Source organism: Pseudomonas sp. SD17-1, from assembly GCF_029201585.1.
In the GTDB taxonomy this organism is placed as follows: domain Bacteria; phylum Pseudomonadota; class Gammaproteobacteria; order Pseudomonadales; family Pseudomonadaceae; genus Aquipseudomonas; species Aquipseudomonas palmensis.
Map to the genome: position 1 here is coordinate 4,372,589 of NZ_CP104044.1, position 26,199 is coordinate 4,398,787.

Below are 26,199 nucleotides of genomic sequence, written 5' to 3' on the forward strand. Positions count from 1 at the left end.
CCCGATGATGGCGGTAATCCGCCCACTGGGCGGAATGTGGCAGGCGCTCAGTCGAGCGGAAAGCGGATACGGAAGGCAGCGCCGCCCAGGGGCGAATCGTCGAGAGTGAGGGTGGCGTCGTAGCTCTCGATGATGTCCTTGACCACCGCCAGGCCGATGCCCTGCCCCGGGTACTGGCGATCGAGGCGCTCGCCCCGCTGCAGGATACGTTCGCGCTGGTGCACCGGTACGCCGGGGCCGTCGTCCTCGACACACAGCTCCAGCGCCGTGTCGCTGACCCGCAGGCTGATGCGGATCTGCCCCAGGCACAGACGGTAGGCGTTTTCCAGCAGGTTGCCGAGCAGTTCGAGCAATGCGCCCTGCTCCATGGGTACCAGTGCCTGGTCGGGCACTGCATAGGTGATGTGCACCTGCTTGTCGCGGTAGACCTTGGCCAGGGTGCTGCACAGGCTGTCGAGCAGCGGGTGCAAGGCCACCTGGTGGCGCACCAGGCCGCTCTTGCGCAGGCTGGCGCGCTGCAACTGGTAGTCGATCTGCTGGCTCATGCGCTCGATCTGGCTCTGCAGCACCCGCGCCTGCTCGCGCTCGCCTTCGCGCTGGGCCATGCTTTCGCTGACCCCTTGCAGCACCGCCAGCGGGGTCTTGAGGCTGTGCGCCAGGTCATCCAGCGAGTCGCGGTAGCGCCCGCGCTGCTCGCGCTCGCTGCGCAGCAGGCGGTTGAGCGAGCCGGTCAGGCGCAACAGCTCGCGCGGGTGTTCGGCACTGAGGCCCTCGCGGGCGCCAGACTCCACGTCGTCCAGCTCCACGCTCATGCGCCGCAGCGAGCGCAGGCCCCAGGTCAGCCCGGCCCAGAGCAGCAGCATCAGGGCCAGCAGCGCCGCGCCAAAGCCCAGGTAGAGCTTCTCTTGCAGGCCGTTGAGGGTTTGCTGGTACTCGCGCACCGGTTGCAGGGCAACGATGCTGAAGGCCGCGCTCTTGCCGCCCAGCAGCTTGACCTCCACGTCATAGACGAAGAACTCCTCGCCGTGGTCCTGGCGGATGCGCGCGAACTCGTTGCCGCGCCCGTCGTAGCGGGGTGTGTAGTTGATGTTCTCGTCGTTGGTGGCACGCGAACGCCACACCAGGTTGCCCTGGCGGTCGTAGATGTAGCCGAGCAGGCGGCTGTCGGGCAGGTTGAATTTCTCGTCCGGCAGCAGATCGGGCATCTGCAGCTTGCCGCCGTCTATGCGCGCCGCCGAGATCAGCGTGGTCACGTCCGAGGCCAGGCGCTGCTCGATGGACTCCTGCAGGGCCAGGCTGAAGGCCTTCTGCAGGGCCGGCAACAGAGCCAGCATGAACAGCAGCGCCAGCACCGCTGCGGCCAGCATCAGGCGCAGGCGCAGCGAACGAATCACAGGCAGCGCTCGGTGAACAGGTAGCCCAGGCCACGTACCGTGTCGATGGGCTTGAAGCCGTTGTCGCCCTCGAGCTTGCGGCGCAGGCGGCCGATCAGCACTTCTATCACGTTGGGGTCACGCTCGCCGTCGTCGGGGTACAGCTGCTCCATCAGACGGTCCTTGGCCACCACCTGCTGGTGATGGCGCATCAGGTATTCGAGGATGCGGTATTCGTAGGCGGTCAATGCCAGGGGCTGGTCATCGAGCAGCGCCTGCTTGCGGTTGAGGTCCAGGCGCAGGGGGCCTGCGATGATGGTCGACTGGGTGAAGCCGCTGGAGCGGCGCAGCAGCGCATTCAGGCGCGCCTCCAGCTCTTCGAACTGGAACGGTTTGACCACGTAGTCGTCGGCACCGGCGGCCAGGCCTTCGACCTTGTCCTGCCAGTTGCCACGGGCGGTGAGAATCAGGATAGGAAATGTCTTGCCCTGGCTGCGCAGTTGGCGGATCAGGTCCAGCCCGCTCATGCCCGGCAGGCCCAGGTCGACGATGGCCAGGTCGTGATTGAACTGTTCGGCCTGGTACAGCGCCTCCTCGGCATTGGCCACCGCTTCGACCACATGCCCGCTTTCGCTCAGACGGCTGAACAGGTGATGCCGCAACAGGGCTTCATCCTCGACCACCAGCAGTTTCATACGCTCCTCCATAACCAGGCCCGGCCTGCTTGGCCGGGCATCTCGCTACATAACGGCAGAATAACAGCGAACCGGCCAGAGTGAAGGCCGGTTCGGGTATTGCGCGGGGGTTCAGAACAGGTAGTTGGCCGACAGGTAGGTTTGCGCGCTGCTTTTCAGGCGCAGGGCACCGAGCTTGTCGCCGTCGTGCTCGGACAGTTCGGTGGTGGCGTTGCTGCGCAGGTAGCGGTAGCCCAGTTCGACCGAAGCATTGCTGCTGACCTGTTGCAGTACGCCAGCCTGCAGGCCGTAGGCGTAGCCGGTGTCGGTGTCGCGGCTGTAGCCGGAGGATTCCTGGCTGAGCTTGGTCACGCCCAGGCTCGCACCGCCGAATGCCTTGGTGCTGCTACCCAGCGGATAGAACACGTCGTAGCTGCCCAGCAGGTTTTCCTGGCGCATTTTCAGGCCGCTGTGGTTGTTGGAGACGTTGTCGTAGGTGAGGTAGTAGCGGCCCTGGTCGTTCTGCTGACCAATGCGCGCACCCCAGGTGCCGTCCTTGCTGATGATGCCGTCGGTGTTGAGGTGGTCGGTGTTGCTGCTGAGCAGGCCGGACTTCTTGATCTTGTCGCTGGTCTGGCCGTAGGTGAGGCCGGCGAAGGTGGTGTCGGCAGCCTGTACCAGGGAGCTGGCACCCAGCATGGTGATGGCGATCAGTACGGTATTGAGGCTTTTCATGAGTGTGTACTCCAGAGTGATGCGCGGTGTTTGTGTGGGAGCTAGAGTAAGCAGGGCGCCCTGAACCGCCGCTGAATGCTGGCTGAACCCCGGCTGAACGAGCGGGCATCAACGGAAAAAAGGAGACTGACCATGCGTTACCTGCTCGCACTTGCCCTGATCGGCGCCACTGGCCTGGCCCAGGCCGCGGTGCAAACCCGCCAGATCGACTACCAGGACGCCGACGGCAAGCGCCTGGTGGGCTACTACGCCTATGACGACGCCGTGAAGGGCGAACGTCCCGGGGTGGTGGTGGTGCACGAATGGTGGGGGCTGAACGACTATGCCAAGCGCCGTGCCCGCGACCTGGCCGGGCTGGGCTACAGCGCGCTGGCCATCGACATGTATGGCGACGGCAAGAACACCGAGCACCCGGCCGATGCGCAGGCGTTCATGGCGGCGGCCTTGAAAGACCCGAAGACGGCGGCAACACGCTTCGATGCCGGGGTCGAGTTGCTGAAGATCCAGCCGCAGACCAACCCCGACAAGATCGCCGCCATCGGCTACTGCTTCGGCGGCAAGGTGGTGCTGGACGCTGCGCGGCGCAGTGAGCCGCTGGCGGGGGTGGCGAGCTTTCACGGAGCGCTGGTGACGGCCACGCCGGCAACCAGCGGCAGTGTGAAGGCGCCGTTGCTGGTGGAGCATGGCGCCAGCGACAGCATGGTCACGCCCGAGCAGGTGGCTGCGTTCAGGAAGGAGATGGAGGCAGCCGGCGCCGACCTGAAGTTCGTGAGCATCCCGGGGGCCAAGCATGGCTTCACCAACCCGGATGCCGACCGCCTGAGCCACGGCGAGCACGGCGGGCCGGATATCGGCTATGACAAGGCCGCCGATGAAAGCTCGTGGGCAGACCTGCAGGTGTTTTTGAAGAAGGTGTTTGACTGAAGCCCGCTTGGCGGCAACGCTGGCTCCTGCGGCAGGCCGCGTGAACCTGTAGGTGCCAGCGTTGCTGGCGAAGGCTCGTGGGCCACGGCACAATAGCGCCCATGAATCGACTCCCGCACTGCTGCGCCCCGCTCCAGCACCACTGGCCCCTGCCCCACCCGGTCCCCGGTGCGGTGCTGGTCAGCTGCGCCTTCGACCCGGCCAACCTCGCCGCCGATGACTTCCGGCGCGCCGCCATCGAACCCACCCCCAGCCTGCAACGCTCGGTGGCCAAGCGTCAGGCCGAGTACCTGGCCGGCCGCGTGTGCGCCCGCGCCGCCCTGCAGCGCCTGGACGGGCGCGACTACCTGCCCGCCACCGGCGACGACCGCGCCCCCCTATGGCCGGCCGGCATCAGCGGCTCGATCACCCACGGCAAGGGCTGGGCGGCCGCCGTGGTGGCCCGCAGCAGCGACTGCCAGGGCCTGGGCCTGGACCAGGAAAACCTGCTGGAGACCGAACGCGCCGAACGCCTGATGGGCGAAATCCTCACTGCCGATGAGCTGCAGCGCATGGACCGCAGCCAGCTGAGCCTGACCACCACGCTGACCTTCTCCCTCAAGGAAAGCCTGTTCAAGGCGCTGTACCCCATCGTGCGCAAGCGCTTCTATTTCGAGCACGCCGAACTGCTGGAGTGGTCCGCCGATGGCCACGCCCGCCTGCGCCTGCTCACCGACCTGTCGCCGCTGTGGTGCCACGGCCGGGAAATCCAGGGGCAGTTCAGCCTGCAGGGCGATCAGCTGCTGAGCCTGGTCAGCGTGTGAGCCGCAGGCTTACAGCGGGCACTGCGCGCAGCGCCCTACCCACTCGACCTTGTAGCTCAGGCAACAGGTGCGCCTGACCCGCCGCCCGTCAGGGGGGTAGCGCACCGCGCCGTACAGCGGGTTGCCGGGCGTATCCAGCAACCGCTGGACCTCGGGCCGCTCACCTGCAATCTGCTCCAGGCAGTCACCGGCATTGCCCCACAACACCGCCGCCGGCACGCTGCCCAGCACGGCCAGTTGCTCGACGATGGCTGGCAGGTGCCGTTCCAGTACCGCCACCACACCGCCCACCGCCGCGGACGTCGACAGGTCGGTTGGCAGGCCGCGCCCATCCAGCGTCACCGCCAGCGCCTGAACCTGCAACGGGGCGCGCCCGACCAGGGCCGCACGCCACAGCACGGCGAAGTAGTACTTGGACCATTGCGACACCAGCACCGGCCGTTGCGCCGGCATCAGCTCGGGGCCGTACAGCCCGAGTAGCAGGGCATCGAAGGCGTCGGGGCGCAACAGCTCAGCGAGCCTCAAGGCCGTCCTCCTGCGCCTGCTCCGCGTCATGCGCGCGTGGCCAGCTCAGGCTGAAGCAGGCACCACCCAAGCGCTCGCTCTTGCCGATCAGGGCGCGCCCGGCATGCCAGTAGATGATCCGCCGCACGATCGACAAGCCCAGCCCGTGCCCGCCGGAGGCGCGGGTACGGCTGTCGTCCAGGCGGGTAAAGGGCGTGAAAATGCGCGACCAGGCGCTTTGCGGCACCCCCGGCCCATCGTCCTCGACGTCGATGCGACAGCGCTGGGCGCCCAGTTGATAGCTCAGGCTGACCTGCGACTCGGCGTGGCGCATCGCATTGCTCACCAGGTTCTGCAGGGCGCGGTGCAGGTAGCGCGGCTCGGCCTCGACCCACGCCCCCTGCTCGCCACCCTGGCACGGCCCGCGCAGCACCCGCACCTCGCGGCGCAGCGGCGCCAGTTCGGCAATCACCTGGTCGAGCAAGGCGTCCAGGTCGATACGCTGGAAGTTCAAGGCCGGCGCCCCTTGCTCAAGGCGTGCGTAGGTGAGCATCTCGTCGACCAGCCGGTCGAGGTCCTGAATGTCATTGTCCATGCCCAACAGGTATTTCTCGCGGGCGTGCTCGCTGCTGGCGTTCTCGACCATCTCCAGGCCAAAGCGCAGGCGCGCCACCGGGGTGCGCAGCTCATGGGACACCGCCCGCACCAGTTCGCGCTGCATGTTCAGCGATTGCTGCAGGTGCCCGGCCATATGGTTGAACGCCGCGGCCAGGCGCCCCACCGAGTCGGCGTCGTCCGCTGCCACCCGCACGTCCAGGCTACCCTGGGCAATCTGCGTGGCTGCCGCCTCCAGGCCCGACAGACGCCGCTCCAGCTGGCGCACCAGCAGGTACACGATCAGGCCGATCAGGCACAGCCCCAGCGCCGCGATCACCAGCAGCATCTGCGGTGGATACGGGTTCATCTGATACAGCGGCCCGATCTCCAGCACCCAGGGCGTGGCCACCATGCCGGCGAACACGCGGATCGAGTTGCCGTCCTTGCCCAGCGCCATCACGGTGTCGCCTTCGTCGACGCGACGGCGCTGGTCGCCGTCCATGTCGGTCTGGTCGAGGCTGAGCAGGCGCAGGTCGAAGCCGAACCCCTTGCTCTGCTTGAGTTCGGCCAGGCGCTGCGGCTGCTCGCCCACCGGGTAGCGCACCAGTTCGTCGGCCAGCAGGTAGATGGTGGCGCGGGCCAGTTGCTCGCTGATCTGCTGCACCTCGCCGGTCAGCAACAGGTTCTGCCCGCGCACCTGGCGCAGCACCCGCGCCGCATGGGGGCCGGTGCGCTGCACCAGCACATGCCCGCGTTGCAGGCGGGTGCGCTGGCTGCCGTCGAGGGCGGCCTGATCGATCGAGGTGAGGGCCAGCGGAATGCCCAGCAGGCGCCCCCATATCGCCAGCGCCCGGGTACGCTCCACATCGCTCATGGGGGCCAGGTTGTCGGCCATCAGGGTAAAGGTGCCGTGGGCCAGGCGCTCGCGGTACTGCTCGGCACGCACCTCGTTGAGCAGGTGCAGGCTGAGCGCGCCCAGCAACGCCACCAGCACCAGGGCGGCCAGCATGCCGCCGTAGATGCGCAGGAAGATCGAGTTCATTCAACCAGGCCCAGCGCCTGGGCAGCCTCGCCCACGAACAGGTAGCCTTTGCTGCGCACCGTCTTGATCATGCGCGGGTGGTCGGGGTCGTCGCCTATCTTGGGGCGGATGCGCGAAATGCGCACATCGATGGAGCGGTCCTGGCCGTCATAGCCCACCCCGCGCAGGGAGGTAAAGATCTCTTCGCGGGACAGGATGCGCCCCGCGTTGCTCACCAGCAGCCACAGCAGGTCGAACTCGGCAGCGGTCAGCTCGATGCCGTTGTCGCCAAGCCAGGCTTCGCGCAGGGTGTTGTCCACCCGCAGCGGGCCGAACTGCAGGCTCTGGCGCTCGCCCGTGGTGGCCGGCACCTCGGTGCGACGCAGCAAGGCGTTGATCCGCGCCAGCAACAGGCGCGGGCGCACCGGCTTGCACACGTAATCGTCGGCGCCCAGGTCCAGGCCCTGCACCTGGTCCAGGTCCTCGCTGCGCGCGGTGAGCATCAGGATGACCCCGTTGTACTGCGTGCGCACCTTGCGGCAGATGCTCAGGCCGTCCTCGCCGGGCAGCATCAGGTCGAGGATCACCAGGTCTGGCTGCTCGGCCACGATGCGCGCCGCCGCCTTCGCCCCATCGCCCTCCACCGCCACGTCGAAGCCATTGGCTTGCAGGTAGTCACGGGTCAGCTCGGCTAGACGCTCGTCATCCTCGACGATCAACACCTGACTGTTGGGCTGCTGCACGGATCACCTCGGCTGGGCTTTTTATTGTTGGAGTGAAGCCCTTCAATAAAGGGCAACATTGGCCCGCGATACTACCACTGCCGGGCGCCGGAAAAAGCCGCGCCAAAGTCGCTGGACAAGTGTGTTTTTTGTGATAGGGTTCGCGCCCTCAAAAATGCCCCTGCGACGCTTTGCCCGGGCAAAAAAAGAGTGACGAGCGGTGGAATGGCGGTGGGACGCGGCCTACAAGGCTTTGCCCATAATCACGCACAATCTACCCACACGTTATCCACAGGCCACTGCCTTGCAATACCCCCGATACCGCATTATCTTGTATCCCCAGCGCGACAAAACACTACATGTTGGGTTTTGAACAAAAATCCAAGCACAAGTGGAGCAGAGAACTCAAGCCTTCAGAGGCGCTTTTTTTGCTTGAACTTTGATTGAAATTCGCAGCCAAACCGCTCCTGCGGAAGGCGACCGGTGCAAGCCCGCGACGGGCCTTGTTTCGGGTACGGGTGTTGCAAGTGCAACCCCGTCAGCAACAGTTTTTGGGCCGTGGCCCAGAACCTTTGACTTCGGCCAGGGAGCGGCAAGCGATTGCCCCTTTTTTTCCTGATCTGTCCCGAAGTCGGTAGACCCTGCCCGGCCAGGCGCGCATGCGCCGGTGGGCAAGTTGGCGAGCTTTCGGACGGAACGGTAGGTGCCCAAAAGGCATCTGAACAAACATAGAGAACGTGGAGACACCCATGCAAACCGACACAACTCGCGAGAACCCGCAGGCGCTGGCGCCGCAGGCCGCTGATTCGAACCAGGATCTGGCTGCCACCGCCCCCGGCCAACTGCGCGTGATCAAGCGTAACGGCACTGTCGTCGCCTACACCGACGACAAGATCACCGTGGCCATCACCAAAGCGTTCCTCGCAGTTGAAGGCGGCACCGCTGCCGCCTCGTCGCGCATCCACGACACCGTCGCCCGCCTGACCGAGCAGGTCACCGCCACCTTCAAGCGTCGCATGCCTTCGGGCGGCACCATCCATATCGAAGAGATCCAGGACCAGGTCGAACTGGCCCTGATGCGCGCCGGCGAGCAGAAAGTCGCCCGTGACTACGTGATCTACCGTGACCAGCGTGCCAAGGAGCGTGCCACCCGCACTCCGGCCGACGCCTCGGTACAGCCGCACCCGAGCATCCGCATCAGCCTGGCCGACGGCAGCTTCGCGCCGCTGGACATGAACCGCCTGAACACCATCATCACCGAGGCCTGCGAAGGCCTGGCCGAAGTCGATGGCGAGCTGATCCAGCGCGAAACCCTGAAGAACCTGTACGACGGCGTGGCCATCAAGGACGTCAACACCGCCCTGGTGATGACCGCCCGTACCCTGGTAGAGCGCGAGCCGAACTACTCGTTCGTCACCGCCCGCCTGCTGATGGACACCCTGCGTGCCGAAGGCCTGAGCTTCCTCGAAGTGGCCGACAGCGCCACCCACCACGAAATGGCCGAGCTGTACGCCAAGGCGCTGCCTGCCTACGTGGCCAAGGGCGTGCAGTTCGAACTGCTCAACCCTGCCCTGGCCGACTTCGACCTGGAGCGTCTGGGCAAGGCGATCAACCACGAGCGCGACCAGCAGTTCACCTACCTGGGCCTGCAGACCCTCTACGACCGCTACTTCATCCACAAGGATGGCGTGCGCTTCGAGCTGCCACAGGTGTTCTTCATGCGCGTGGCCATGGGCCTGGCGCTGGAAGAGAAAGACAAGGAAGCCCGTGCGATCGAGTTCTACAACCTGTTGTCGTCGTTCGACTACATGGCCTCGACCCCGACCCTGTTCAACGCCGGCACCCTGCGTCCGCAGCTGTCGAGCTGCTACCTGACCACCGTGCCGGACGACCTGTCGGGCATCTACCACGCGATCCACGACAACGCCATGCTGTCGAAATTCGCCGGTGGCCTGGGCAACGACTGGACCCCTGTGCGTGCACTGGGCTCCTACATCAAGGGCACCAACGGCAAGTCCCAGGGCGTCGTGCCCTTCCTCAAGGTGGTCAACGACACCGCTGTTGCGGTCAACCAGGGCGGCAAGCGCAAGGGCGCGGTCTGTGCCTACCTGGAAACCTGGCACCTGGATATCGAAGAATTCATCGAGCTGCGCAAGAACACCGGTGATGACCGTCGTCGTACCCACGACATGAACACCGCCAACTGGATCCCCGACCTGTTCATGAAGCGTGTCTTCGATGACGGCAAGTGGACCCTGTTCTCGCCAAGCGAAGTACCAGACCTGCACGACCTGACCGGCAAGGCCTTCGAAGAGCGCTACGAGTACTACGAAGCCCTGACCGAGTACAACAAGATCAAGGTGTTCAAGACCGTCCAGGCCAAAGACCTGTGGCGCAAGATGCTGTCGATGCTGTTCGAGACCGGCCACCCGTGGCTGACCTTCAAGGACCCGTGCAACCTGCGTTCGCCGCAGCAGCACGTGGGCGTGGTCCACAGCTCGAACCTGTGCACCGAGATCACCCTGAACACCAACAAGGACGAGATCGCGGTCTGCAACCTGGGCTCGATCAACCTGCCGAACCACATCGTCGACGGCAAGCTGGACACCGCCAAGCTGCAGCGCACCGTGAACACTGCCGTGCGCATGCTCGACAACGTGATCGACATCAACTACTACTCCGTGCCGCAGGCGCGCAACTCGAACCTCAAGCACCGCCCTGTGGGCCTGGGCATCATGGGCTTCCAGGACGCGCTGTACCTGCAGCACATCCCGTACGGTTCGGACGCTGCGGTCGAGTTCGCCGACAAGTCGATGGAAGCGGTCAGCTACTACGCGATCCAGGCCTCCTGCGACCTGGCCGATGAGCGTGGCGCCTACGAGACGTTCCAGGGCTCGCTGTGGTCCAAGGGCATCCTGCCGCTGGACTCGCAACAGATCCTGATCGAGCAACGTGGCCAGCAGTACATCGATGTCGACCTGAACGAGAGCCTGGACTGGGCACCGGTACGTGCCCGTGTGCAGAAAGGCATTCGCAACTCGAACATCATGGCCATCGCACCGACCGCGACCATCGCCAACATCACCGGCGTTTCGCAGTCGATCGAGCCGACCTACCAGAACCTGTACGTGAAATCGAACCTGTCGGGCGAGTTCACCGTGATCAACCCGTACCTGGTCCACGACCTGAAGGCCCGCGGCCTGTGGGACTCGGTCATGATCAACGACCTGAAGTACTACGATGGTTCGGTGCAGCAGATCGAGCGTATTCCGCAGGAGCTCAAGGACCTGTACGCCACCGCGTTCGAAGTCGAGACCAAATGGATCGTCGATGCAGCCAGCCGTCGCCAGAAGTGGATCGACCAGGCCCAGTCGCTGAACCTGTACATTGCCGGCGCTTCGGGCAAGAAGCTGGACGTGACCTACCGCATGGCCTGGTACCGTGGCCTGAAAACCACCTACTACCTCCGTGCCCTGGCCGCCACCAGCACCGAGAAGTCGACCATCAGCACCGGCAAGCTCAACGCCGTGTCCAGCGGTGGTGACAGCGCCCCGGTCCAGGCGGCAGCGCCAGCCGGCCCTGCCCCGGTGCCAAAAGCCTGCGCGATCGACGAGCCAGACTGCGAAGCCTGCCAGTAAGGCCTGAAGGCGCCGCTTGCAAGCGGCGCCTTGCGCCTACCCTGTAGGCGCTGGCCTTGCCAGCGAAGAGGTCGGCACAACCACCGGCCTCTATCGCCGAACACCCAGGTGCGGGTCACCCCGCCCTCCCCGAGGGGCTGCGCCCCCGGAAGCATTCCAAGATTTTGCGTGCACACCTTAACCGCGAGCAGCGCAACCCTAGATCCAACCGGCCATACTCTTTCATGGCCCTCAAGCAGGAGACCCATCATGCTGAGCTGGGACGAATTCGAAAACGAAGACGGCGAAGTCGCCGCCAAAGGTCAAACCGCCTCTCAGGTGGCTGAAGCGGGCATCGACAAGCTCGACAGCGCTGGCGGTGTGGCCGCGCAGGAAGCCCGTGCAGTGACCGCCGCCGACTCCGACGCGGTCAAGCGCGCCAAGGCGGCCCTGGACGATCTCGACATCGCCGAAGGCCTGGCCGAGCTGGAAGGCTCAGCTGCCCGTGTAGCGGTCGACGAGAAGCGCATGATCAACTGCCGCGCCGACCTCAACCAGCTGGTACCGTTCAAATACGACTGGGCCTGGCAGAAGTACCTGGATGGCTGTGCCAACCACTGGATGCCGCAAGAGGTCAACATGACCGCGGACATCGCCCTGTGGAAGACCCCCGAAGGCCTGACCGACGACGAGCGTCGCATCGTCATGCGCAACCTGGGCTTCTTCTCCACCGCCGACTCGCTGGTTGCCAACAACCTGGCACTGGCCGTGTACCGCTTGATCACCAACCCCGAGTGCCGCCAGTACATCCTGCGCCAGGCGTTCGAAGAGGCGATCCACACCCACGCGTACCAGTACTGCATCGAATCGCTGGGCATGGATGAAGGCGAGATCTTCAACATGTACCACGAGATCCCTTCGGTCGCGAAAAAGGCCGCCTGGGGCCTGCGCTACACCCGTGCCATCTCGGACCCGGAGTTCGACACCGGCACCGTCGAGACCGACAAGGAGCTGCTGCGCAACCTGATCGCCTACTACTGCGTACTCGAAGGCATCTTCTTCTACTGCGGCTTCACCCAGATCCTGTCGATGGGTCGTCGCAACAAGATGACCGGCGTTGCCGAGCAGTTCCAGTACATCCTGCGTGACGAGTCGATGCACCTGAACTTCGGTATCGACGTGATCAACCAGATCAAGATCGAAAACCCGCACCTGTGGGATGCCGAGATGAAGGAAGAGGCCTCGCAGATGATCCTGCAGGGTACCCAGCTGGAAATCGAATACGCACGCGACACCATGCCACGCGGCGTGCTGGGCATGAACGCGGCGATGATGGAGGACTACCTCAAGTTCATCGCCAACCGTCGCCTGTCGCAGATCGGCCTGAAGGAAGAGTACCCAGGTACCACCAACCCGTTCCCATGGATGAGCGAAATCATGGACTTGAAGAAAGAGAAGAACTTCTTCGAGACGCGGGTTATCGAGTATCAGACTGGCGGCGCGTTGAGCTGGGATTGATTCCCGCGCGTGGATGCTGCAAAAAGAGGCTGCCGCAAGGCAGCCTTTTTTGTGCCTGGCTTTTTTCAGAGGTGGTGAGCGGATATCGGAAACTGATCTAAAGACTGCCAGACCATTCTTTCAGTAATTCCGGAATTGCCCCTCAAGTCTCATCATTGACTGCCTTTTCGCATACCCGTAAGTTTGTTTTCACGTCTAAGAAGCGTATGCAGCGGCGAACCGTTCCCGATAGAAGCGGCTCTACCCATGATGCTGGAACCCGACGATGCCCCATCACAAGGCTACGCTTTTTCTACGCCACAACCGCCCTCTCCACGCCCTCTGGCTCGAATCCCAAGCCTGGTTCAGCGCACGCGAACTTGGCCGACTGATCGGCCGTTATCTCGACGAGCAGATCATTCGCAGGCTCGATGCGGATCAGCATCGCACCGTCATGCTTTTGCGATACGGCGAGTACCGGAACACCGTGATGATCAGTGAGTCGGGCGCGTACACCGTATTGGCACACCACTACATTCCAGAGAATCGCAGCCTGCGACGTTGGCTGACCTATGAGGTGATTGCTGTGATGCGTGACGCACAAGGTCCAACACAGCACGATGCTCCGCAGACCAGCCTGATGACCTGGACCGGGCGGTCGTTGTGCTTGCTGCATTGGCAGAGCGAACCGTGGATACGGTTGCGGGATATGCCGGAGGTGCTTGGTAAGTCATCGATTCATACACCCTCGACTAATGCCAAACTTGCACAACCTTGGAGACAAGCCGCTGCTCGGCTGTTCAGAGGGTGATCCGCGCGCTGGCGTTGTAGCGAGCGAAGCGGATTATGCCTATACAACCAATGAGTGCAGCGTCAGACCGATGCATGTCAGACCTCACTCCGAAAAACCGGACCTGGGCCAGGATTTGTCTACATCAAACTTGGCGCGTGCAACTCCATTGGCGTTTTTGATGGAGTTCAGTGGACATGCTGCATATCCGCCGCCTAGTTAAATGCGCAGTTGCCGAGTAGTTAATATCGCTGCGCCTACCAGCGTCTGGCGCCGTGGCTCCATGTTCCAGGCTGCTTTGCAGCCCTTCGCCGGCAAGGCCGGCTCCTACAGGGTCACGCTGGAACCCGGTAGGAGCCAGCCTTGCTGGCGAAGAGGCCAGCAGACCTTGCGCACTACTACAGTTGATCCGGCAAAAACTGCGGCACCCTGGCCTTCAACAGTTCAACCAACTCCGGCGCCATGAACCCATAGTCGTCCGGGATGCCCAGGCAAACGATGCGCTTGTCGCCCAGCACCGAGCGGAATCGCGCCGACAGTTTCTTGCGGTGCGCCTGTTCCATCACGATCACCAGGTCTGCCCACGCCAGCAACTCGTTGCCCACCGGCACGTCCGCATCATTGCCCACACCGGCAGAGGCCGTCTCCACCCCCGGCCAGTCGGCAAACACCTGTTCAGCCGTGGGGCTGCGCAAGCGGTTCTGAGTACACACGAACAGTACATGCAGTGTCATTGATTACCTGGAATTACAAAAAGATTAGGGTTGGCAGACAGCCCATCGCGGGGCAAGCCCGCTCCCACAGGAGGGCGCAAACACTTTGTGGGAGCGGGCTTGACCCGCGATGGCGTTGGCAAATCAGAGGGTCGTGCGATGGCTACCCGCGCTGCGAATCGAAAAACCGATACAACGCCCGCAAACCGATCACGACGGCCTCGACCGAAGCCGCATGCTCCTGCGGCTGCAACGCCTCGATTTTTTCGATGTTCTCGTCCAGCCCATGCAGCGCAATCGCCTCCAGGTGCCGCACCTGCACCGGCGGCAGCGCCGGCCAGCGCGCTACCTGCACACCCCGCAAATAGCCGAAGCACCACTCCTCGACCACCACCTGCGGATCAGGCTCGGACTCGTCTTCGAGAAACAACGGCTCGAAGGCATCACACGCCTCACTGAGCTCGCCCGCCACGTTGTTCATGTAGCGCATCAACAACGCCGAAAACGCCTCGGCCTCGGCCGGCTTCTTGAACCGCGGCGCTCTGCCACCGGTCACTTCGGGCAGCCATTCGTTGGGCGTCAACAACACGGGCGAACTGGCCAGCGCCACCAGAAAGCCATCCAGCTCCGAGAGCGTGAGGATGGCTTCATCGTTACCGTACTTGAGCAGAAAACCATCAAGACGGGTCATTTCCTTATCGTTCAAAGGCTGTACAAAAGCTGTCATGGCATAGCCTCAAGGCGGGATCCTGCCGTAACACTACATCACCCCGCCCTTCAGCGCTTACCCGGCGCCCGTCAGCCACGCCACAAATGGCAGGATCATCAGCGTGCAGGCAGCCATCGACAGCACGTTGCCAATGTACCCATGCAGATGGCTGGGCAGGCGCTGGCTGATTGCGACCGCCAATGGCGGTGCCATCACCGCGCCCAGGCCGGCGCTGAGCACCACTACCTCCCACGTGCCACCCAATGTCAGCACCGCCGCCGGCACCACGGACACGATCGGGATGTAGGTCGGGTACCACCCCCGCTGCATCCATTGCCTGCGCCACAACAGCACGCCGATCAGCGACGCCAGCGCCTGCCCGCCCACCATCTCCAGCACCAGCTGCGAGCCGTAGGCCGGCCCGGCCGGCGACAGCAGGTAGGCCGCCAGCACGCCGAGCAACAAGCCCAGGCTGGCCAGCTCATTGCCGAAGAACGGCGCCTCGCTGAAGTCGGCCAGCACCCGTCGCAGCGTCCAGCCAACGCCGTAGTGCGGTGTCGCTCTCTCGACGACCGGTGCCGGTGGCGGCGCATCGACAGGCGGCGTCGAGCGCACCAGGCCTGCAAACCGCCGGCACAGCATGAACGCCAGCACGCTCGCAACGGCCATGCCGCCAACATTGCCGATCACCACCGGCAAGCCGAATGGGTAGCACAGGTAATTGACCAGCAGCAGGCTTGCTGGCGTCACCAGCAGTGCCCCCAGCAACGCGCCATTGATCGCGACCTTCCAGCCGCCGCCGAACAGCAGCACCATCGCCGCCGGCAACGAGACGAACGCGACGAAGGTGGGTTGCCAGGTGCTTGCGCTGAGCGTCCAGCCCCACAGCACATGGCTGAACACCAGCCCCAGCAGCGAGCTGGTCACCAGCCAGGGCCACAACCCGGTGCCATAGCAGATCGCAAAGCCCTGCCATGCCCGGCCCGTGCGGTGCGCCCAATGGGCCAGCGCGGCGCCCAGCAGCAACCCGATCGCCGGCAGCTCATGCTTGTAGAACGCTACCTCGCTGATATCGCCGACGATCCAGCGCAACCGCGCCAGCGGCTCGTGCAGGTTGGCGACCATGTGCGCGTAGTCGGGCCATACCCCGACCCAGGATGCCGCACGCCCGCTGATGACCTCGATGAACACCCCGGTGCCCAGCGACACGCACACGCACATCAGCAGCAAAGGCAGAAAGCCTGCCTCCACCTTGTCGATTGACTTGTCCATGGCGACTCCTCAGCGCGGCAGCGCTGGATGCTGGTCATAACCCAGCATCGCGCCATAGCAATCGGTGCGACGGTCCCGTGGCAGGTCATTCAGGCTGTTCCAGACCGGCGCGCTGCGTGCAGTGCTGAGGTCGACATCGGCATACAGGATGCACTCGTCCTCGGCGCCCCCCACCTTGCCCAACGGCCAGCCATTGGTGCCCGCGATCAGCGAACACCCCAGAAAACGCCCGCCACGCTCGCTGCCGATGCGGTTGGCGGCGGCAATGTAGACATTGTTGACGTGGGCCGCAGTGATGGTGAGGTACGAGGCCATGCACCTGCCGCTGGCATCGAACAGCGGGGGCGGTGTCCACACCCAGTTGTTCAGGCTGCAGATGATGTCTGCACCCTGCAACGCAAGCAGGCGTGGCACCTCGGGAAACCATACGTCCCAGCAGATCATCAGGCCGATCCGGCCGATCGGGGTTTCAAACACCGGAAAGCCCAGATCACCGGGGCTGAACCAGAGCTTTTCCTGGTTCCACAGGTGTGCCTTGCGGTAATGCCCCAGCAGGCCGTCGGGGCCGAACAGCACCGCGCTGTCATACAGCTTGAGGCCATCGCGCTCGGCAAATCCTGCCACCAGGTACACCTGATGCTCCCGGGCGAAGGCGCGCCAGGTCTTGATGCTGGGACCTTCATCGAGGGTTTCGGCATGCGCATAGGCTTCTGCTCGGGTCTCGAAGGTGTAGCCGGTGTTGGCAAGCTCGGGCAGCACGATCAGGTTGGCGCCGTCATGCACCGCCTCTTCGGCGAGCTGCAGACCTTTGCACAAGTTGTTGTCGCACTGGTCCAGCCCGACCTGAGGGTCGAACTGGATCACGGCAATACGCACGGGGCTGACCGGGACAGAGGGTGCAGGCATGGAAGTGTCCTTTTTGTTGTTCGAGTTGTCGTTTGGAGGCTTTCCAGTGGACAAAACAACCCTCAAGAGGGACAAGTCGGCCCCTTCCGACAATGCTGCAAGGCCGCTCTGCGCCTGTAGGAAAGGCCTACCGGGACGCCTGGGGCTGAATGCGATAGTGCGGATAGACCGACATGCTGAAACCGCCGTTGAACAGCGCCCCGGTGTCGTTGCACAGGTTGATCACGGCATCGATCGCGGTACGCAGGCAGGGCTCGGTCCAGCCTGCATCCACCGAGAACGACTCGCCTGCCAGGTACAACCCGCTGTGACGGGCATGCTCACGGCTGTATCGCATCAGGCTCAACGCATCGTAGTAGGTGCCGGCCCGGTAGAGCCTGGCGCAGCCCAGAGCATTGCGGTCGGTGACCCAACGCTGCACCCGCGCATTGCGGGTATCGACATACGGCGATAGCGGTGCCTGCACATTGCTGCACCGCAACAGGATCCGGTCCAGCTCCTGCACGCACTTTTCCACCAGTTGCTCATCGCTGAACGCGGCCAGCTTGGTCGCGTCGTCCTCCCAGGTGTAGCTGAGCAGGATGCAGTCGCTGGCATAGCGGTCGTTGTAGCGATAGGCATAAACATCGTGGATAAAGCTGTCAGTAACGAGAATTTGCGGGATGGCCTGATTACGTTGCAAAAAACTTTTCTGCAATGGCGCATACACCTTGCAGCTGGTTTCCCAGTGCGCCGTCTTGTATGCATCGATGATCTGCTGAGGCAGCATTGCTGCAGTGAAGCCTTCAAGACGCACCGATGTCTCGATCAGCCAGGAAGGCAAGGTGACGATCACTGCGTCGAAGTCTTCGCTCTGCAACGTGCTCGACTGCAGGTCGCTGGCATGCCACTGGTACTGCACGCGAATCTGCTGGTTCGCCAGCTTGCGCAGGCCAGTAACCGGGCTGTCGGTAAGCAGCCCGTTGGGCAGGGCACTGAGGTGCTGGTAGGGAGATGCACCGGTTGGCGCTACCGGCATGAACAACAGGCATTCATCCAGAGCGGCCAGCCCCAGGTAGGTAGGTGACGCGAACGGCAGACCTCTGCTGTCGTATACAGGCTGATTGGCAACCAGCGGCGCGTCCAGCGGGTCACCCTGCTCGTCCACGCGGCCATGCACCAGCTGCAGGTGGCTGCTGAAGCCGAAGATCGCCGTTCGCAGCGGATAAAGGCTGCAGACATCATAGAAAGCCCCCCAGCTGCCGTCGCCGATACCGATGGCATAGAACAACGCGGACTCTGCCGCGCTCATGCCCAGGCCGCCGAAGTCGCCGGGCGTTTCGGGGTTCCACACATCAATTGCCGGCAACCTGACCAGGTCCCGAAACGACATTGCCTGATAGCGTTCAACAATGGCGGCCCACAGGTCTTCCCACTGCTCGCCGCCATAGGCTTGCGCCACGGTTTCGGTCATCCGGTCGGCAAACACCCGCCACTTTTCATGTACCTGTTGCAAGGTGGCCGTAGGTGGCGGTGTCCGGCCGTCAGCGTTGTCCCAGATCAACAGCGTCGGCTCGCCCTCGCCGTCCAGCAGACCTTCACGCAGGTAGATGCCTGTCGAGCGTACGGCAGGCGTACCCGGGTTGGGAAAGTCGGACAAGCGCAGATCGAACTGACTAGCGTAGTACGCCATCAACGAGCGCCCCTCTTTCGGCGCTTCGCCACTGCGATTGAACAACGGCATGCGCATGGCGCCCATTTCGAACGGCGTCGAAGGCTCCCTGTCGCCTGGGCCAGGGTCGACGATGGTCATGTGCCGACCGCCGATCCGTTGCGACTTTTCGATCAGGGTGATGTGCTGGAAGCCGCAACGCAGCAGCTCGCGGGCGGCAGTCAAACCGGTAACGCCGGCACCGATGATGCAAATGCGGTGCTCGGCGCGACGGGCTTGGGCGATACCACCGACCTGCTCGAGCAACCTGCGGTAGTCAAAACACAGATCGGGCGGGTTGGGGAACCGCGCCGACCAGCCTTCGGCATTACCCGCCAAGGGGGTCGCAACATCAGCGGGATGGTTGTAGGTGGAACCGATAGTCATGGGCTGCTCTCTGCTTGAAGTGGCGGAGCAGAGAGCTTGAAGTCGCTGCCGGCTGCAGCGGTGCTACATAGTTGAACGCCCTCACTCCGGCAGTTCGAGCTCCACCCCACCTGCATGCTGCCTCACTATCCGATACGGCAGCACCGCCCAGCCCACCCCACGGCAATGGCGCTGCACGCTGTCGAACACCGGGTCGAACTGGATGCCTTCGGGGGTAAAGCGCCATGTGGGCATCTGCCACACCTGCGCCTGTGCGTAATCGCAGCCGTCCTCGCCCACCTCGCCCAACATGTGCTGCGGATAAAGCTGCTTGAGCTGCGCCAGCAACCACGGCGCAAAGGTGCGCGAACGGTAGTCCACATAGGCACCGAAACTCACGGTGGCGAACTGCTCGGGGTTGGGGCCAGGCTGGTACTCGTAGTGAAACGGCTTGCCCTCGCCCACCCACAGCACATCGTCCAGGGTCAGCTCCTTGCCCGACTCCACCGCCAGGTTGAGCGGCGCATCGGTGGGCAGCATCGGCGTGCCGTCGCAGCTGTAGTCCTGCACGATGCTGACACTGAGCAGCGCATTGCTCATGAACCGCGGCGTCACCGTCTGCCGGTAGTACCCGCCAGGGCGCCCCAGCAGCATGCACTGGTGGTAGGCCACCACATCACTGGACAGGCGCGCGCGCAGCAACTGGTTGAGGCGTGTGAGCTGCTGCGCAGGGTAACCGTCCTCGATCACGAACAGGCTTATCCCCGAGGACGGCTCGCTCAGCCAGCGCAGCGGGTAGCCTTGAAAGTGTTCAAGCTCGCCCGGCTTCAACGGCAGTTGCATCAGCCTCAGGTATTCATAGGGTGAGTCGGTGTACTGGCGGGCCAGGAACGGATCGGCACCCGACGGTACCTGCGGCAGTCGTGCCGGCAGCAGCGTGATCGGCAGGCGTTTGCCCTGGGCGCTTTGCCACTCACCTTGCAGGCCGCCCTGGGCAGCCGGCCACAGCGCGAGTGTTGGCAGCGAGTCGATGCCTGCCTCCGGGGCCGGCTCATGCCCCTCCACCAGTTGAATCCGCGTGCCCTGGATGCTGCCGGTGAGCTGCAGGTCGTGGTGATGCTTCACGTAGAAGTAACGCCCGCTGACATCCTCGGGCACGGCGCGGTCGAGCTCCAGCACGATCGACTGGGTACCCAAGGTACCGGTGAACACGTCGCTGCCCAAGCCCGCCTGGGCGGGCATGGCTGCGGTCAAGGCCTGCGCGGCCAGCAGTGCGACGCAACATCCATGTTTCATGGGAAAAACGTCCGCTATTCAAGAGGGGTGAATTATGCCGACAAAGCCTGCGGCACAAGGCAACTAATTGAACGGCGGCGGATCTTTACTCAGAGCCCCCCACGGAAACCTCCCCCATGAACGAGCAGAAAAGCGGCAAGACCCCGGGCCTGTCAGCGGACGAAGAGCAGGAGGTCAGCCACAACCAGCCGCCACGTGCCGCTGTGCTCCACGAGATCATCCGCGCCCAGGGCGACAAGGAACTGCAGCGCACCATCGCGGCGCTGTGGTGGTCGGCACTGGCGGCCGGCTTGAGCATGGGCCTGTCGCTGATGGCGATGGGGCTGTTCTATTCCCGCCTGCCCGAGGGCGACAGCAGCCAGGTGATCGCCAGCCTGGGCTATTCGGCGGGCTTTCTGGCGGTGATTCTCGCGCGCCAGCAACTGTTTACCGAAAATACCCTGACCGCCGTGCTGCCGGTGATGACCAAACCCACGTTCAACAATGTGGGGCGCCTGTTGCGCCTGTGGGGCGTGGTGCTGTTCGGCAACCTGGTGGGCACCGTGCTGGTGTCATACGTGATGCTGCACCTGCCGATCTTCGACACCAAGACCGATCTCGCCTTTCTTGAAGTGGGGCGCAAGGTCATGGAAAACGAGGTGGGCCAGATGTTTGCCAAGGGCATCATCTCGGGCTGGATGATCGCGACCATGGTGTGGATGATCCCGTCGATGGAGAACGCCAAGATCTGGATCATCCTGCTGATCACCTATCTCATGGCGCTGGGTGACTTCACCCATATCGTGGTTGGCTCGGTCGAGGTGTCGTACCTGGTGTGGGCCGGGGAAGTGAGCTGGCAGCAGTTCTGGCTGCACTTTGCCGCGCCGACCCTGGCGGGCAACATCGTGGGCGGCAGCTTCATCTTCGCGCTGATCAGCCATGCGCAGATTCGCAGCGACGCCGGCCTGCCCGATGAAACCCTGAGCAAGGGCCGCGAGCGCCCCTTGCCCGGCCGGCGCGACCCTAGCGACGCACCTTAACGCTGCCCGGAGGCCAACACGGCCGCCTGGGCCTGCTGTTGCTCCAGTGGAAGCCACCACGCGGTACCCCGCTGCGGTTGCACCAGGCTGACCCGCTCCCCCATCTGCGGGGTGCTCAGCGGTACCCGTGCGTTGGCCGCCAGGGCCATGATGCGGTCGAAGGGTTCATGCCAGGCGTGGGTGGACAGGTCGAAGGTGCCGTTGTGGATCGGCAGCAACCAGCGCCCGCGCAGGTCCAGGTGCGCCTGCAGGCTCTGCTCGGGCTGCATGTGCACATTGGGCCAGTTGACGTTGTAGGCGCCGGTTTCCATCAGGGTCACGTCGAATGGCCCATAGCGTTCGCCGATCTGCCTGAAGCCCTCGAAATAGCCTGTATCGCCGCTGAAGAACAGGCGCAGGTCCTCATCGAGCACCACCCATGACGCCCACAGGGTGCGGTTGCTGTCGAACAGCCCGCGCCCGGAGAAGTGCTGCGCCGGGGTGGCGACGAACTGGATGCCCGCAACCTCCGTGGCCTGCCACCAGTCGAGCTGGCGCACCTTGGCCGCAGGCACGCCCCACCCGACCAGGGTGTCGCCCACCCCAAGCGGGGCAAGGAATACCTCGGTGCGCTCGGCCACGGCCAGCACCGCCCGTTCATCCAGATGGTCGTAATGGTCGTGGGACAGTATCACCGCCGTGATCGGCGGCAGTTGCTCCAGCGCCAGCGGCGGCTGGTGAAAGCGCTGCGGGCCGGCCCACTGCACCGGCGAGGCGCGCTCGGCGAACACCGGGTCGGTGATGAAGAAACGATCGCGCAGCTTGAGCAGCACCGTGGAATGGCCCAGGCGCCACAGGCTGCGGTTCGGCGCGGCCAGCACCTGGGCCTGGCTCAGGGGGTGCACCGGTATCGGCAGGGTTGGCCGGGTGTCGGCCGGCTTGCTCAGAAACAGGAACTTGAAACCGATGCGCAGTTTTTTCAGCACCCCGTCGCGGGGCAACTGGGCCTGGTTGCGGTACCGCCCGTCCTGCTGCAGCGAAGGCTGCACGGGGGTTTCGGTGGCTTGTGCTGCAAGGGAAGCCATGAATGCAAATACTCCGACTAACCGTTTCAGGTGCATGCCCATTGCCCGTACCAACTGTGAAATGGCCTGCAAGGCCATTCTTGAACAGCCCGGCTTTGTTCAACAATATTCACGCAAATTATGCGATGAACGGCGTCAGGCAGATCGGCAAATCATGACTCAAATCAGCAACGGCAAGGGATTATCATTTGTCAGAAGAATTTACCTGCCGCGTATCATCGGCTCGGGTATCGGCCTGTTCAGCGTGCTCTCCGGCGTGCTGCCCCTGCAGCTGCCGTACTGGGTCGTAGCGCTGCTGGTATTCAACGGCCTGGGCTGGCCGCACCTGGCCTACCAGCTCGGCCTGCGCTCGCAAGCCCCCTATCGCGCCGAACAGCGCAACCTGATGGTCGACTCGCTGATGGGCGGCTTCTGGGCCGGCACCGTGCAGTTCAACCCGCTGATCAGCGTCACCATCCTGGCCATGATGGGCATGAACAACGTCGCCGCCGGTGGTCAGCGCCTGTTTGTGCAAGGGCTGCTGGCCATGGGGCTGGGCATGGTGGCGGCGGTGGCGCTGTTCGGGCCGAGCCTGCAACTGGAGGTCAGCACCGTGCAGGTGTACGCCTGCCTGCCGATGCTGACCCTCTATCCGCTGGCGCTGGGCTGGGTGTGCTACCGCCTGGCGATCAAGCTGGCCGAGCACAAGCGCAGCCTCAGTGCGCTGAGCCGCACCGACAGCCTCACCGGCCTGTTCAACCACGGCTCATGGAAAGACCTGCTGCAACTGCGCTTTCAGCTGTGCCAGCAGGCCCCGGCCCAGGCCGTGATCGCGATCATCGACATCGACCACTTCAAGACCATCAACGATGTGTATGGCCATGTGGTGGGTGACTGCGTGCTGCGCCAGCTGAGCGTCGAGCTCAAGCGCAACCTGCGCGAGGACGACGTGCCGGGGCGCTACGGCGGGGATGAATTCGGCGTGATCCTGCCCGGGTGCAGCCTGGAGCATGCCAGCCAGGTCATGGAGCGCCTGCGCCAGCGGGTCAACGAGTACCGCAACGAGCAGCTCCCGCAATTGCGCATCAGCCTGAGCATCGGCCTGGCCAGCTTCCAGCCAGGCTTCGCAGACTCCATGGTGTGGCTGAACGAGGCGGACAAGGCGCTGTATGCGGCCAAGCAGAGTGGCCGCAACAAGGTCAATGTGGCCCGCGGCGAGGTGGTGCCGCTGCGCCTGGCCTACCCGGACTGAAATGCAGGCACCACGTTCCGGCGCCTTCGCCGGCATGGCCGGCTCCTGCAGCTAGGGCTTGCGGCCCTGTGTCACGCCCGCAAGCGGCGCTGGGCCGCGATCTCCGGCAGGTCGTTGCGACGCAGGTACACCCGCAACGGCTCGGTGATGTTCAACCGCTCGTCGACATTCTGCGCCAGCAGCACCTCGATCAGTTCGCGGCGCAAGGTCATCACCTCGCCGCCGCTCGCCTGCCACACGAATTCATGGCTGGGGATGATGCTGTCGTCGGCCACGTCCATGCCGAACGAGTCTTCGCTGAAGCGCACGATATGCCGGCCCAGCTTGTGGTTGAAGCCTACGAAGCCCTTGAGCTGGTCGGCCGCGGCGCAGATATCCTGGGAAGTGATGTGCATGTCAAACCTCACTGGAGCATCGTCGAAGATGCGGGGTGAATGGAATTGGCACGCGGGGCGGGTCGTCTGCGGCCCTCTCTGACGGAGAAGCTCGACAGGCAGAGGTTACTAAAAACCCGCCTGCGCCTGACACCCTTTTTTTCGCTAAACTGCCAGACATCCTCACCTTGCCGCCAGCCACGTGGACGTTCCATGAGTACTGCCATCACCGCCGACCTTGCCACGATTGCGCGGATCAACGCCGTGCCGGCCATCCTCCAGGTGATCTGCGAAACCACCGGCATGCGCTTTGCGGCCGTGGCCCGTGTCACCGAGAACAACTGGACCGCCTGCGCCGTGCTCGACAACCTGGGCTTTGGCCTGGGAGTGGGCGGCGAGCTGGACGTGGCCACCACGCTATGCCACGAGATTCGCGGCAGCCACCAGACCATCGTGATCGACAAGGCCAGCGAGGACGCCCGCTACTGCCACCACCCCACCCCGCGCCTGTACCGCTTCGAAAGCTATATCTCGGTGCCGGTGTTCCGTACCAACGGCAGCTTTTTCGGCACCATCTGCGCGCTCGATCCGGCCCCGGCCGCCCTCACCGGCAGTGCCATCCAGCCGATGATGGAGTCCTTCGCGCGGCTGTTGACGATCCAGATCGAGAGCGAGGAAGCCGCCCAGCAGACCGAGGCGGCGCTGAAGAAGGAGCTGGCCATCGCCGAGCTGCGCGAACAGTTCATCGCGGTGCTCGGCCACGACCTGCGCAACCCGCTGTTCGCCATCACCGCCGGCGCCGAGCTGCTGGTCAAGCGCCTGGGCGATGCACGCTCGCGAACCATCGCCGAGCACATCCTCGCCTCCGGACGCCGTGCCACCGAACTGGTGCGCGATGTGCTGGACTTCGCCCGCGGGCGCCTGGGCAACGGCATCATGGTGAACATCCAGCCCTGCCCCGACCTGGACACCGCCCTGCGTCAGGTGGCCTCCGAGCTGCAACGGGTCTACCCGCAGCGGGTGATACGCCTGCATATCGATGACCTCAGCGGCATGTGCTGCGACCGCGAGCGGATCACCCAGCTGCTCTCCAACCTGCTGGCCAACGCCCTGAACCATGGCGACGCCAACAGCCCGGTAGATGTATCGGCGCGTATCGAGCAGCAGGTGTTCACCCTGGGCGTGCACAACCAGGGCGCGCCGATTGCCCCGGCGGTGATGGCGCAACTGTTCCAGCCGTTTTCGCGCCCGCTCGACGGCACCCCGCAAAGCGGCCTGGGGCTGGGCCTGTACATCGCCAACCAGATTGCCCTGGCCCATGGCGGGCGCATGGAAGTGGTGTCCAGCCGCGAGGCCGGCACGCTGTTCAGCCTGCGCCTGCCACTGGATCGAGTTGCCCCGCCAGAACCTGCTCCAGCCACCCCATGAACGCCGCCACCCGCAACGGCAGGTGCACCTGCCGAGCGAACAGCAATGACACCGGCATCGGCTCGGGCACCTGCTGGTCCAGCACGCTGACCAGTTGCCCGCTCTCCAGGTACTCGCGCACACCGGCAAAGGGCGCCTGGATGATGCCCAACCCGGCCAGGCAGGCGCTTTCGTAGGCATCGGTATTGTTCACCGTGACCGCACCGCCCATGGGCTGATACCGCGTCGTGGCGCCCTGTCGGTACTCGAACCCCGGGCAGCGCGCCCCCAGGTTCTGTACGTAGTGGATCAACTGGTGGTCACGCAGGGCCTCCAGCCGTGTCGGCACCCCCATGCGCTGCAGGTAGGCAGGGCTGGCGCAGTTGACCATGCGCAGGCTGCCCAGGGGCCGGGCGACCAGCGCAAGGTCGCTGAGCGCACCGATGCGCAGCACGCAGTCGAACCCCTCGCGCACCAGGTCGACCTGGCGATCGGTGCAACTGATCTCCAGCGCCAGCCCCGGGTGCTGCTGCATGAACGCCGGCAAGGCCGGCAGGATGATGCGCCGTGCCATCAGCGTCGGCAGGTCGATGCGCAGGCGACCGTGCAACTGGGCCGGGTCGGGCCGAAACAGCCCCTCGAGCTCGTCCATTCGCGACAGCAGGTCTTTGCTACGCTCGTACAGTTGCAGGCCATCCTGGGTGGCCTGTACACGCCGCGTGGTGCGGTTGAGCAGGCGCGTGCCCAGGTGCCTCTCGAGCAGGCGCACCTGTTCCGAGACGGTAGAACGCGGCAGCCCCAGGCTCTCCCCGGCCAGGGTGAAGCTCGACAGTTCGGCAACCCGCACAAAGGTGCGCAACAGCTCCAGCGTGTTCATCCAGCCCCTCCATTGTTC

The 26,199-nt window shown here is 64.2% G+C and carries 23 protein-coding genes; 8 read left to right on the top strand and 15 right to left on the bottom strand.

What is annotated here, in order from left to right:
- Positions 1–47 precede the first annotated feature (47 nt).
- The 3 genes from N0B28_RS19880 to N0B28_RS19890 form a co-directional block, all read right to left on the bottom strand.
- Positions 48–1,394 (bottom strand): ATP-binding protein, encoded by a 1,347-nt coding sequence (locus tag N0B28_RS19880; protein ID WP_043862574.1) that lies wholly within the window; start codon positions 1,392–1,394, stop codon positions 48–50.
- Positions 1,391–2,068: a response regulator gene (locus tag N0B28_RS19885; RefSeq protein WP_043862575.1), complete on the bottom strand. Its 678-nt coding sequence runs from the start codon at positions 2,066–2,068 to the stop codon at positions 1,391–1,393. The genes N0B28_RS19880 and N0B28_RS19885 overlap by 4 nt, the downstream gene beginning before the upstream one ends.
- Positions 2,069–2,179: 111 nt before the next feature.
- Positions 2,180–2,782: a membrane protein gene (locus N0B28_RS19890; RefSeq protein ID WP_043862576.1), complete on the bottom strand. Its 603-nt coding sequence runs from the start codon at positions 2,780–2,782 to the stop codon at positions 2,180–2,182.
- Between the two features lie 132 nt (positions 2,783–2,914).
- Between N0B28_RS19890 and N0B28_RS19895 the strand changes: the two genes are divergently transcribed.
- Both N0B28_RS19895 and N0B28_RS19900 read left to right on the top strand, forming a co-directional pair.
- Positions 2,915–3,706, top strand: a complete 792-nt coding sequence (locus tag N0B28_RS19895; protein ID WP_058540996.1) for a dienelactone hydrolase family protein — start codon at positions 2,915–2,917, stop codon at positions 3,704–3,706.
- 101 nt (positions 3,707–3,807) lie between these two features.
- The gene (locus N0B28_RS19900) at positions 3,808–4,509 is read left to right on the top strand and encodes a 4'-phosphopantetheinyl transferase superfamily protein (protein WP_043862578.1); all 702 of its coding nucleotides are present in this window, start codon (positions 3,808–3,810) and stop codon (positions 4,507–4,509) included.
- 9 nt (positions 4,510–4,518) lie between these two features.
- Here the strand turns inward: N0B28_RS19900 and N0B28_RS19905 are convergent, their stop codons facing one another.
- Genes N0B28_RS19905 through N0B28_RS19915 form a run of 3 tightly spaced genes read right to left on the bottom strand, consistent with a single transcriptional unit; the run spans position 4,519 to position 7,374 of the window.
- On the bottom strand, positions 4,519–5,034 hold the full coding sequence (locus tag N0B28_RS19905) for a (2Fe-2S)-binding protein (RefSeq protein ID WP_275728270.1): 516 nt from the start codon (positions 5,032–5,034) through the stop codon (positions 4,519–4,521).
- Positions 5,021–6,652, bottom strand: coding sequence for an ATP-binding protein (locus tag N0B28_RS19910; RefSeq protein WP_196933217.1), 1,632 nt, complete (start codon positions 6,650–6,652; stop codon positions 5,021–5,023). The genes N0B28_RS19905 and N0B28_RS19910 overlap by 14 nt, the downstream gene beginning before the upstream one ends.
- Positions 6,649–7,374 (bottom strand): response regulator transcription factor, encoded by a 726-nt coding sequence (locus N0B28_RS19915; protein WP_054914711.1) that lies wholly within the window; start codon positions 7,372–7,374, stop codon positions 6,649–6,651. Before N0B28_RS19915 ends, N0B28_RS19910 begins: the two co-directional genes overlap by 4 nt.
- Before the next feature lie 728 nt (positions 7,375–8,102).
- Here N0B28_RS19915 and N0B28_RS19920 point away from each other — a divergent pair.
- The 3 genes from N0B28_RS19920 (at position 8,103) to N0B28_RS19930 (ending at position 13,278) form a co-directional block, all read left to right on the top strand.
- Positions 8,103–10,991, top strand: a complete 2,889-nt coding sequence (locus tag N0B28_RS19920; RefSeq protein ID WP_043862582.1) for a ribonucleoside-diphosphate reductase subunit alpha — start codon at positions 8,103–8,105, stop codon at positions 10,989–10,991.
- A gap of 249 nt (positions 10,992–11,240) precedes the next feature.
- The gene (locus N0B28_RS19925; RefSeq protein WP_043862583.1) at positions 11,241–12,488 is read left to right on the top strand and encodes a ribonucleotide-diphosphate reductase subunit beta; all 1,248 of its coding nucleotides are present in this window, start codon (positions 11,241–11,243) and stop codon (positions 12,486–12,488) included.
- A gap of 265 nt (positions 12,489–12,753) precedes the next feature.
- Positions 12,754–13,278 carry a Bro-N domain-containing protein gene (locus tag N0B28_RS19930; RefSeq protein ID WP_054914712.1) on the top strand — a complete coding sequence of 175 codons (525 nt, stop codon included), beginning with the start codon at positions 12,754–12,756 and terminating at the stop codon, positions 13,276–13,278.
- A gap of 377 nt (positions 13,279–13,655) precedes the next feature.
- Here the strand turns inward: N0B28_RS19930 and N0B28_RS19935 are convergent, their stop codons facing one another.
- The 6 genes from N0B28_RS19935 to N0B28_RS19960 form a co-directional block, all read right to left on the bottom strand.
- A complete protein-coding gene (locus tag N0B28_RS19935) occupies positions 13,656–13,985 on the bottom strand; it encodes a low molecular weight protein tyrosine phosphatase family protein (RefSeq protein ID WP_229590066.1) in 330 nt (109 codons plus the stop codon).
- A 148-nt stretch (positions 13,986–14,133) separates the two neighbouring features.
- Positions 14,134–14,661, bottom strand: a complete 528-nt coding sequence (locus tag N0B28_RS19940) for a UPF0149 family protein (protein ID WP_238596412.1) — start codon at positions 14,659–14,661, stop codon at positions 14,134–14,136.
- A 93-nt stretch (positions 14,662–14,754) separates the two neighbouring features.
- Positions 14,755–15,900: a hypothetical protein gene (locus tag N0B28_RS19945; protein WP_254996796.1), complete on the bottom strand. Its 1,146-nt coding sequence runs from the start codon at positions 15,898–15,900 to the stop codon at positions 14,755–14,757.
- 60 nt (positions 15,901–15,960) lie between these two features.
- On the bottom strand, positions 15,961–16,857 hold the full coding sequence (locus N0B28_RS19950; RefSeq protein ID WP_054914714.1) for a nitrilase family protein: 897 nt from the start codon (positions 16,855–16,857) through the stop codon (positions 15,961–15,963).
- Positions 16,858–16,984: 127 nt separating this feature from the next.
- Positions 16,985–18,934, bottom strand: coding sequence for an FAD-dependent oxidoreductase (locus N0B28_RS19955; RefSeq protein WP_123752779.1), 1,950 nt, complete (start codon positions 18,932–18,934; stop codon positions 16,985–16,987).
- Between the two features lie 81 nt (positions 18,935–19,015).
- Positions 19,016–20,209: a hypothetical protein gene (locus N0B28_RS19960; RefSeq protein WP_275728281.1), complete on the bottom strand. Its 1,194-nt coding sequence runs from the start codon at positions 20,207–20,209 to the stop codon at positions 19,016–19,018.
- A gap of 116 nt (positions 20,210–20,325) precedes the next feature.
- Here N0B28_RS19960 and N0B28_RS19965 point away from each other — a divergent pair, with 116 nt between their 5' ends.
- Positions 20,326–21,228, top strand: a complete 903-nt coding sequence (locus N0B28_RS19965) for a formate/nitrite transporter family protein (protein WP_043862589.1) — start codon at positions 20,326–20,328, stop codon at positions 21,226–21,228.
- On the opposite strand, the gene N0B28_RS19970 is transcribed toward N0B28_RS19965, so the two are convergent.
- Positions 21,225–22,292: an MBL fold metallo-hydrolase gene (locus N0B28_RS19970; RefSeq protein WP_275728286.1), complete on the bottom strand. Its 1,068-nt coding sequence runs from the start codon at positions 22,290–22,292 to the stop codon at positions 21,225–21,227. The genes N0B28_RS19965 and N0B28_RS19970 overlap by 4 nt on opposite strands.
- A gap of 154 nt (positions 22,293–22,446) precedes the next feature.
- Between N0B28_RS19970 and N0B28_RS19975 the strand changes: the two genes are divergently transcribed.
- On the top strand, positions 22,447–23,523 hold the full coding sequence (locus N0B28_RS19975; RefSeq protein ID WP_078480541.1) for a diguanylate cyclase: 1,077 nt from the start codon (positions 22,447–22,449) through the stop codon (positions 23,521–23,523).
- Between the two features lie 71 nt (positions 23,524–23,594).
- Here the strand turns inward: N0B28_RS19975 and N0B28_RS19980 are convergent, their stop codons facing one another.
- On the bottom strand, positions 23,595–23,918 hold the full coding sequence (locus N0B28_RS19980; protein ID WP_043862592.1) for a DUF2025 family protein: 324 nt from the start codon (positions 23,916–23,918) through the stop codon (positions 23,595–23,597).
- 192 nt (positions 23,919–24,110) lie between these two features.
- On the opposite strand from N0B28_RS19980, the gene N0B28_RS19985 reads away from it, so the two are divergent.
- Positions 24,111–25,325: an ATP-binding protein gene (locus N0B28_RS19985; RefSeq protein WP_043862593.1), complete on the top strand. Its 1,215-nt coding sequence runs from the start codon at positions 24,111–24,113 to the stop codon at positions 25,323–25,325.
- Here the strand turns inward: N0B28_RS19985 and N0B28_RS19990 are convergent.
- The gene (locus N0B28_RS19990) at positions 25,264–26,181 is read right to left on the bottom strand and encodes a LysR family transcriptional regulator (RefSeq protein ID WP_058540987.1); all 918 of its coding nucleotides are present in this window, start codon (positions 26,179–26,181) and stop codon (positions 25,264–25,266) included. The genes N0B28_RS19985 and N0B28_RS19990 overlap by 62 nt on opposite strands.
- Between the last annotated feature and the right edge of the window lie 18 nt (positions 26,182–26,199).

Coding starts and splice junctions, on each gene's coding strand:
- N0B28_RS19885 (WP_043862575.1), bottom strand. CDS start 2,068: ATGAAACTGCTGGTGGTCGAGGATGAAGCCCTGTTGCGGCATCACCTG.
- N0B28_RS19890 (WP_043862576.1), bottom strand. CDS start 2,782: ATGAAAAGCCTCAATACCGTACTGATCGCCATCACCATGCTGGGTGCC.
- N0B28_RS19895 (WP_058540996.1), top strand. CDS start 2,915: ATGCGTTACCTGCTCGCACTTGCCCTGATCGGCGCCACTGGCCTGGCC.
- N0B28_RS19900 (WP_043862578.1), top strand. CDS start 3,808: ATGAATCGACTCCCGCACTGCTGCGCCCCGCTCCAGCACCACTGGCCC.
- N0B28_RS19910 (WP_196933217.1), bottom strand. CDS start 6,652: ATGAACTCGATCTTCCTGCGCATCTACGGCGGCATGCTGGCCGCCCTG.
- N0B28_RS19920 (WP_043862582.1), top strand. CDS start 8,103: ATGCAAACCGACACAACTCGCGAGAACCCGCAGGCGCTGGCGCCGCAG.
- N0B28_RS19925 (WP_043862583.1), top strand. CDS start 11,241: ATGCTGAGCTGGGACGAATTCGAAAACGAAGACGGCGAAGTCGCCGCC.
- N0B28_RS19930 (WP_054914712.1), top strand. CDS start 12,754: ATGCCCCATCACAAGGCTACGCTTTTTCTACGCCACAACCGCCCTCTC.
- N0B28_RS19940 (WP_238596412.1), bottom strand. CDS start 14,661: ATGACCCGTCTTGATGGTTTTCTGCTCAAGTACGGTAACGATGAAGCC.
- N0B28_RS19945 (WP_254996796.1), bottom strand. CDS start 15,900: ATGTGCGTGTGCGTGTCGCTGGGCACCGGGGTGTTCATCGAGGTCATC.
- N0B28_RS19950 (WP_054914714.1), bottom strand. CDS start 16,857: ATGCCTGCACCCTCTGTCCCGGTCAGCCCCGTGCGTATTGCCGTGATC.
- N0B28_RS19955 (WP_123752779.1), bottom strand. CDS start 18,934: ATGACTATCGGTTCCACCTACAACCATCCCGCTGATGTTGCGACCCCC.
- N0B28_RS19960 (WP_275728281.1), bottom strand. CDS start 20,209: ATGAAACATGGATGTTGCGTCGCACTGCTGGCCGCGCAGGCCTTGACC.
- N0B28_RS19965 (WP_043862589.1), top strand. CDS start 20,326: ATGAACGAGCAGAAAAGCGGCAAGACCCCGGGCCTGTCAGCGGACGAA.
- N0B28_RS19970 (WP_275728286.1), bottom strand. CDS start 22,292: ATGGCTTCCCTTGCAGCACAAGCCACCGAAACCCCCGTGCAGCCTTCG.
- N0B28_RS19975 (WP_078480541.1), top strand. CDS start 22,447: ATGACTCAAATCAGCAACGGCAAGGGATTATCATTTGTCAGAAGAATT.
- N0B28_RS19980 (WP_043862592.1), bottom strand. CDS start 23,918: ATGCACATCACTTCCCAGGATATCTGCGCCGCGGCCGACCAGCTCAAG.
- N0B28_RS19985 (WP_043862593.1), top strand. CDS start 24,111: ATGAGTACTGCCATCACCGCCGACCTTGCCACGATTGCGCGGATCAAC.
- N0B28_RS19990 (WP_058540987.1), bottom strand. CDS start 26,181: ATGAACACGCTGGAGCTGTTGCGCACCTTTGTGCGGGTTGCCGAACTG.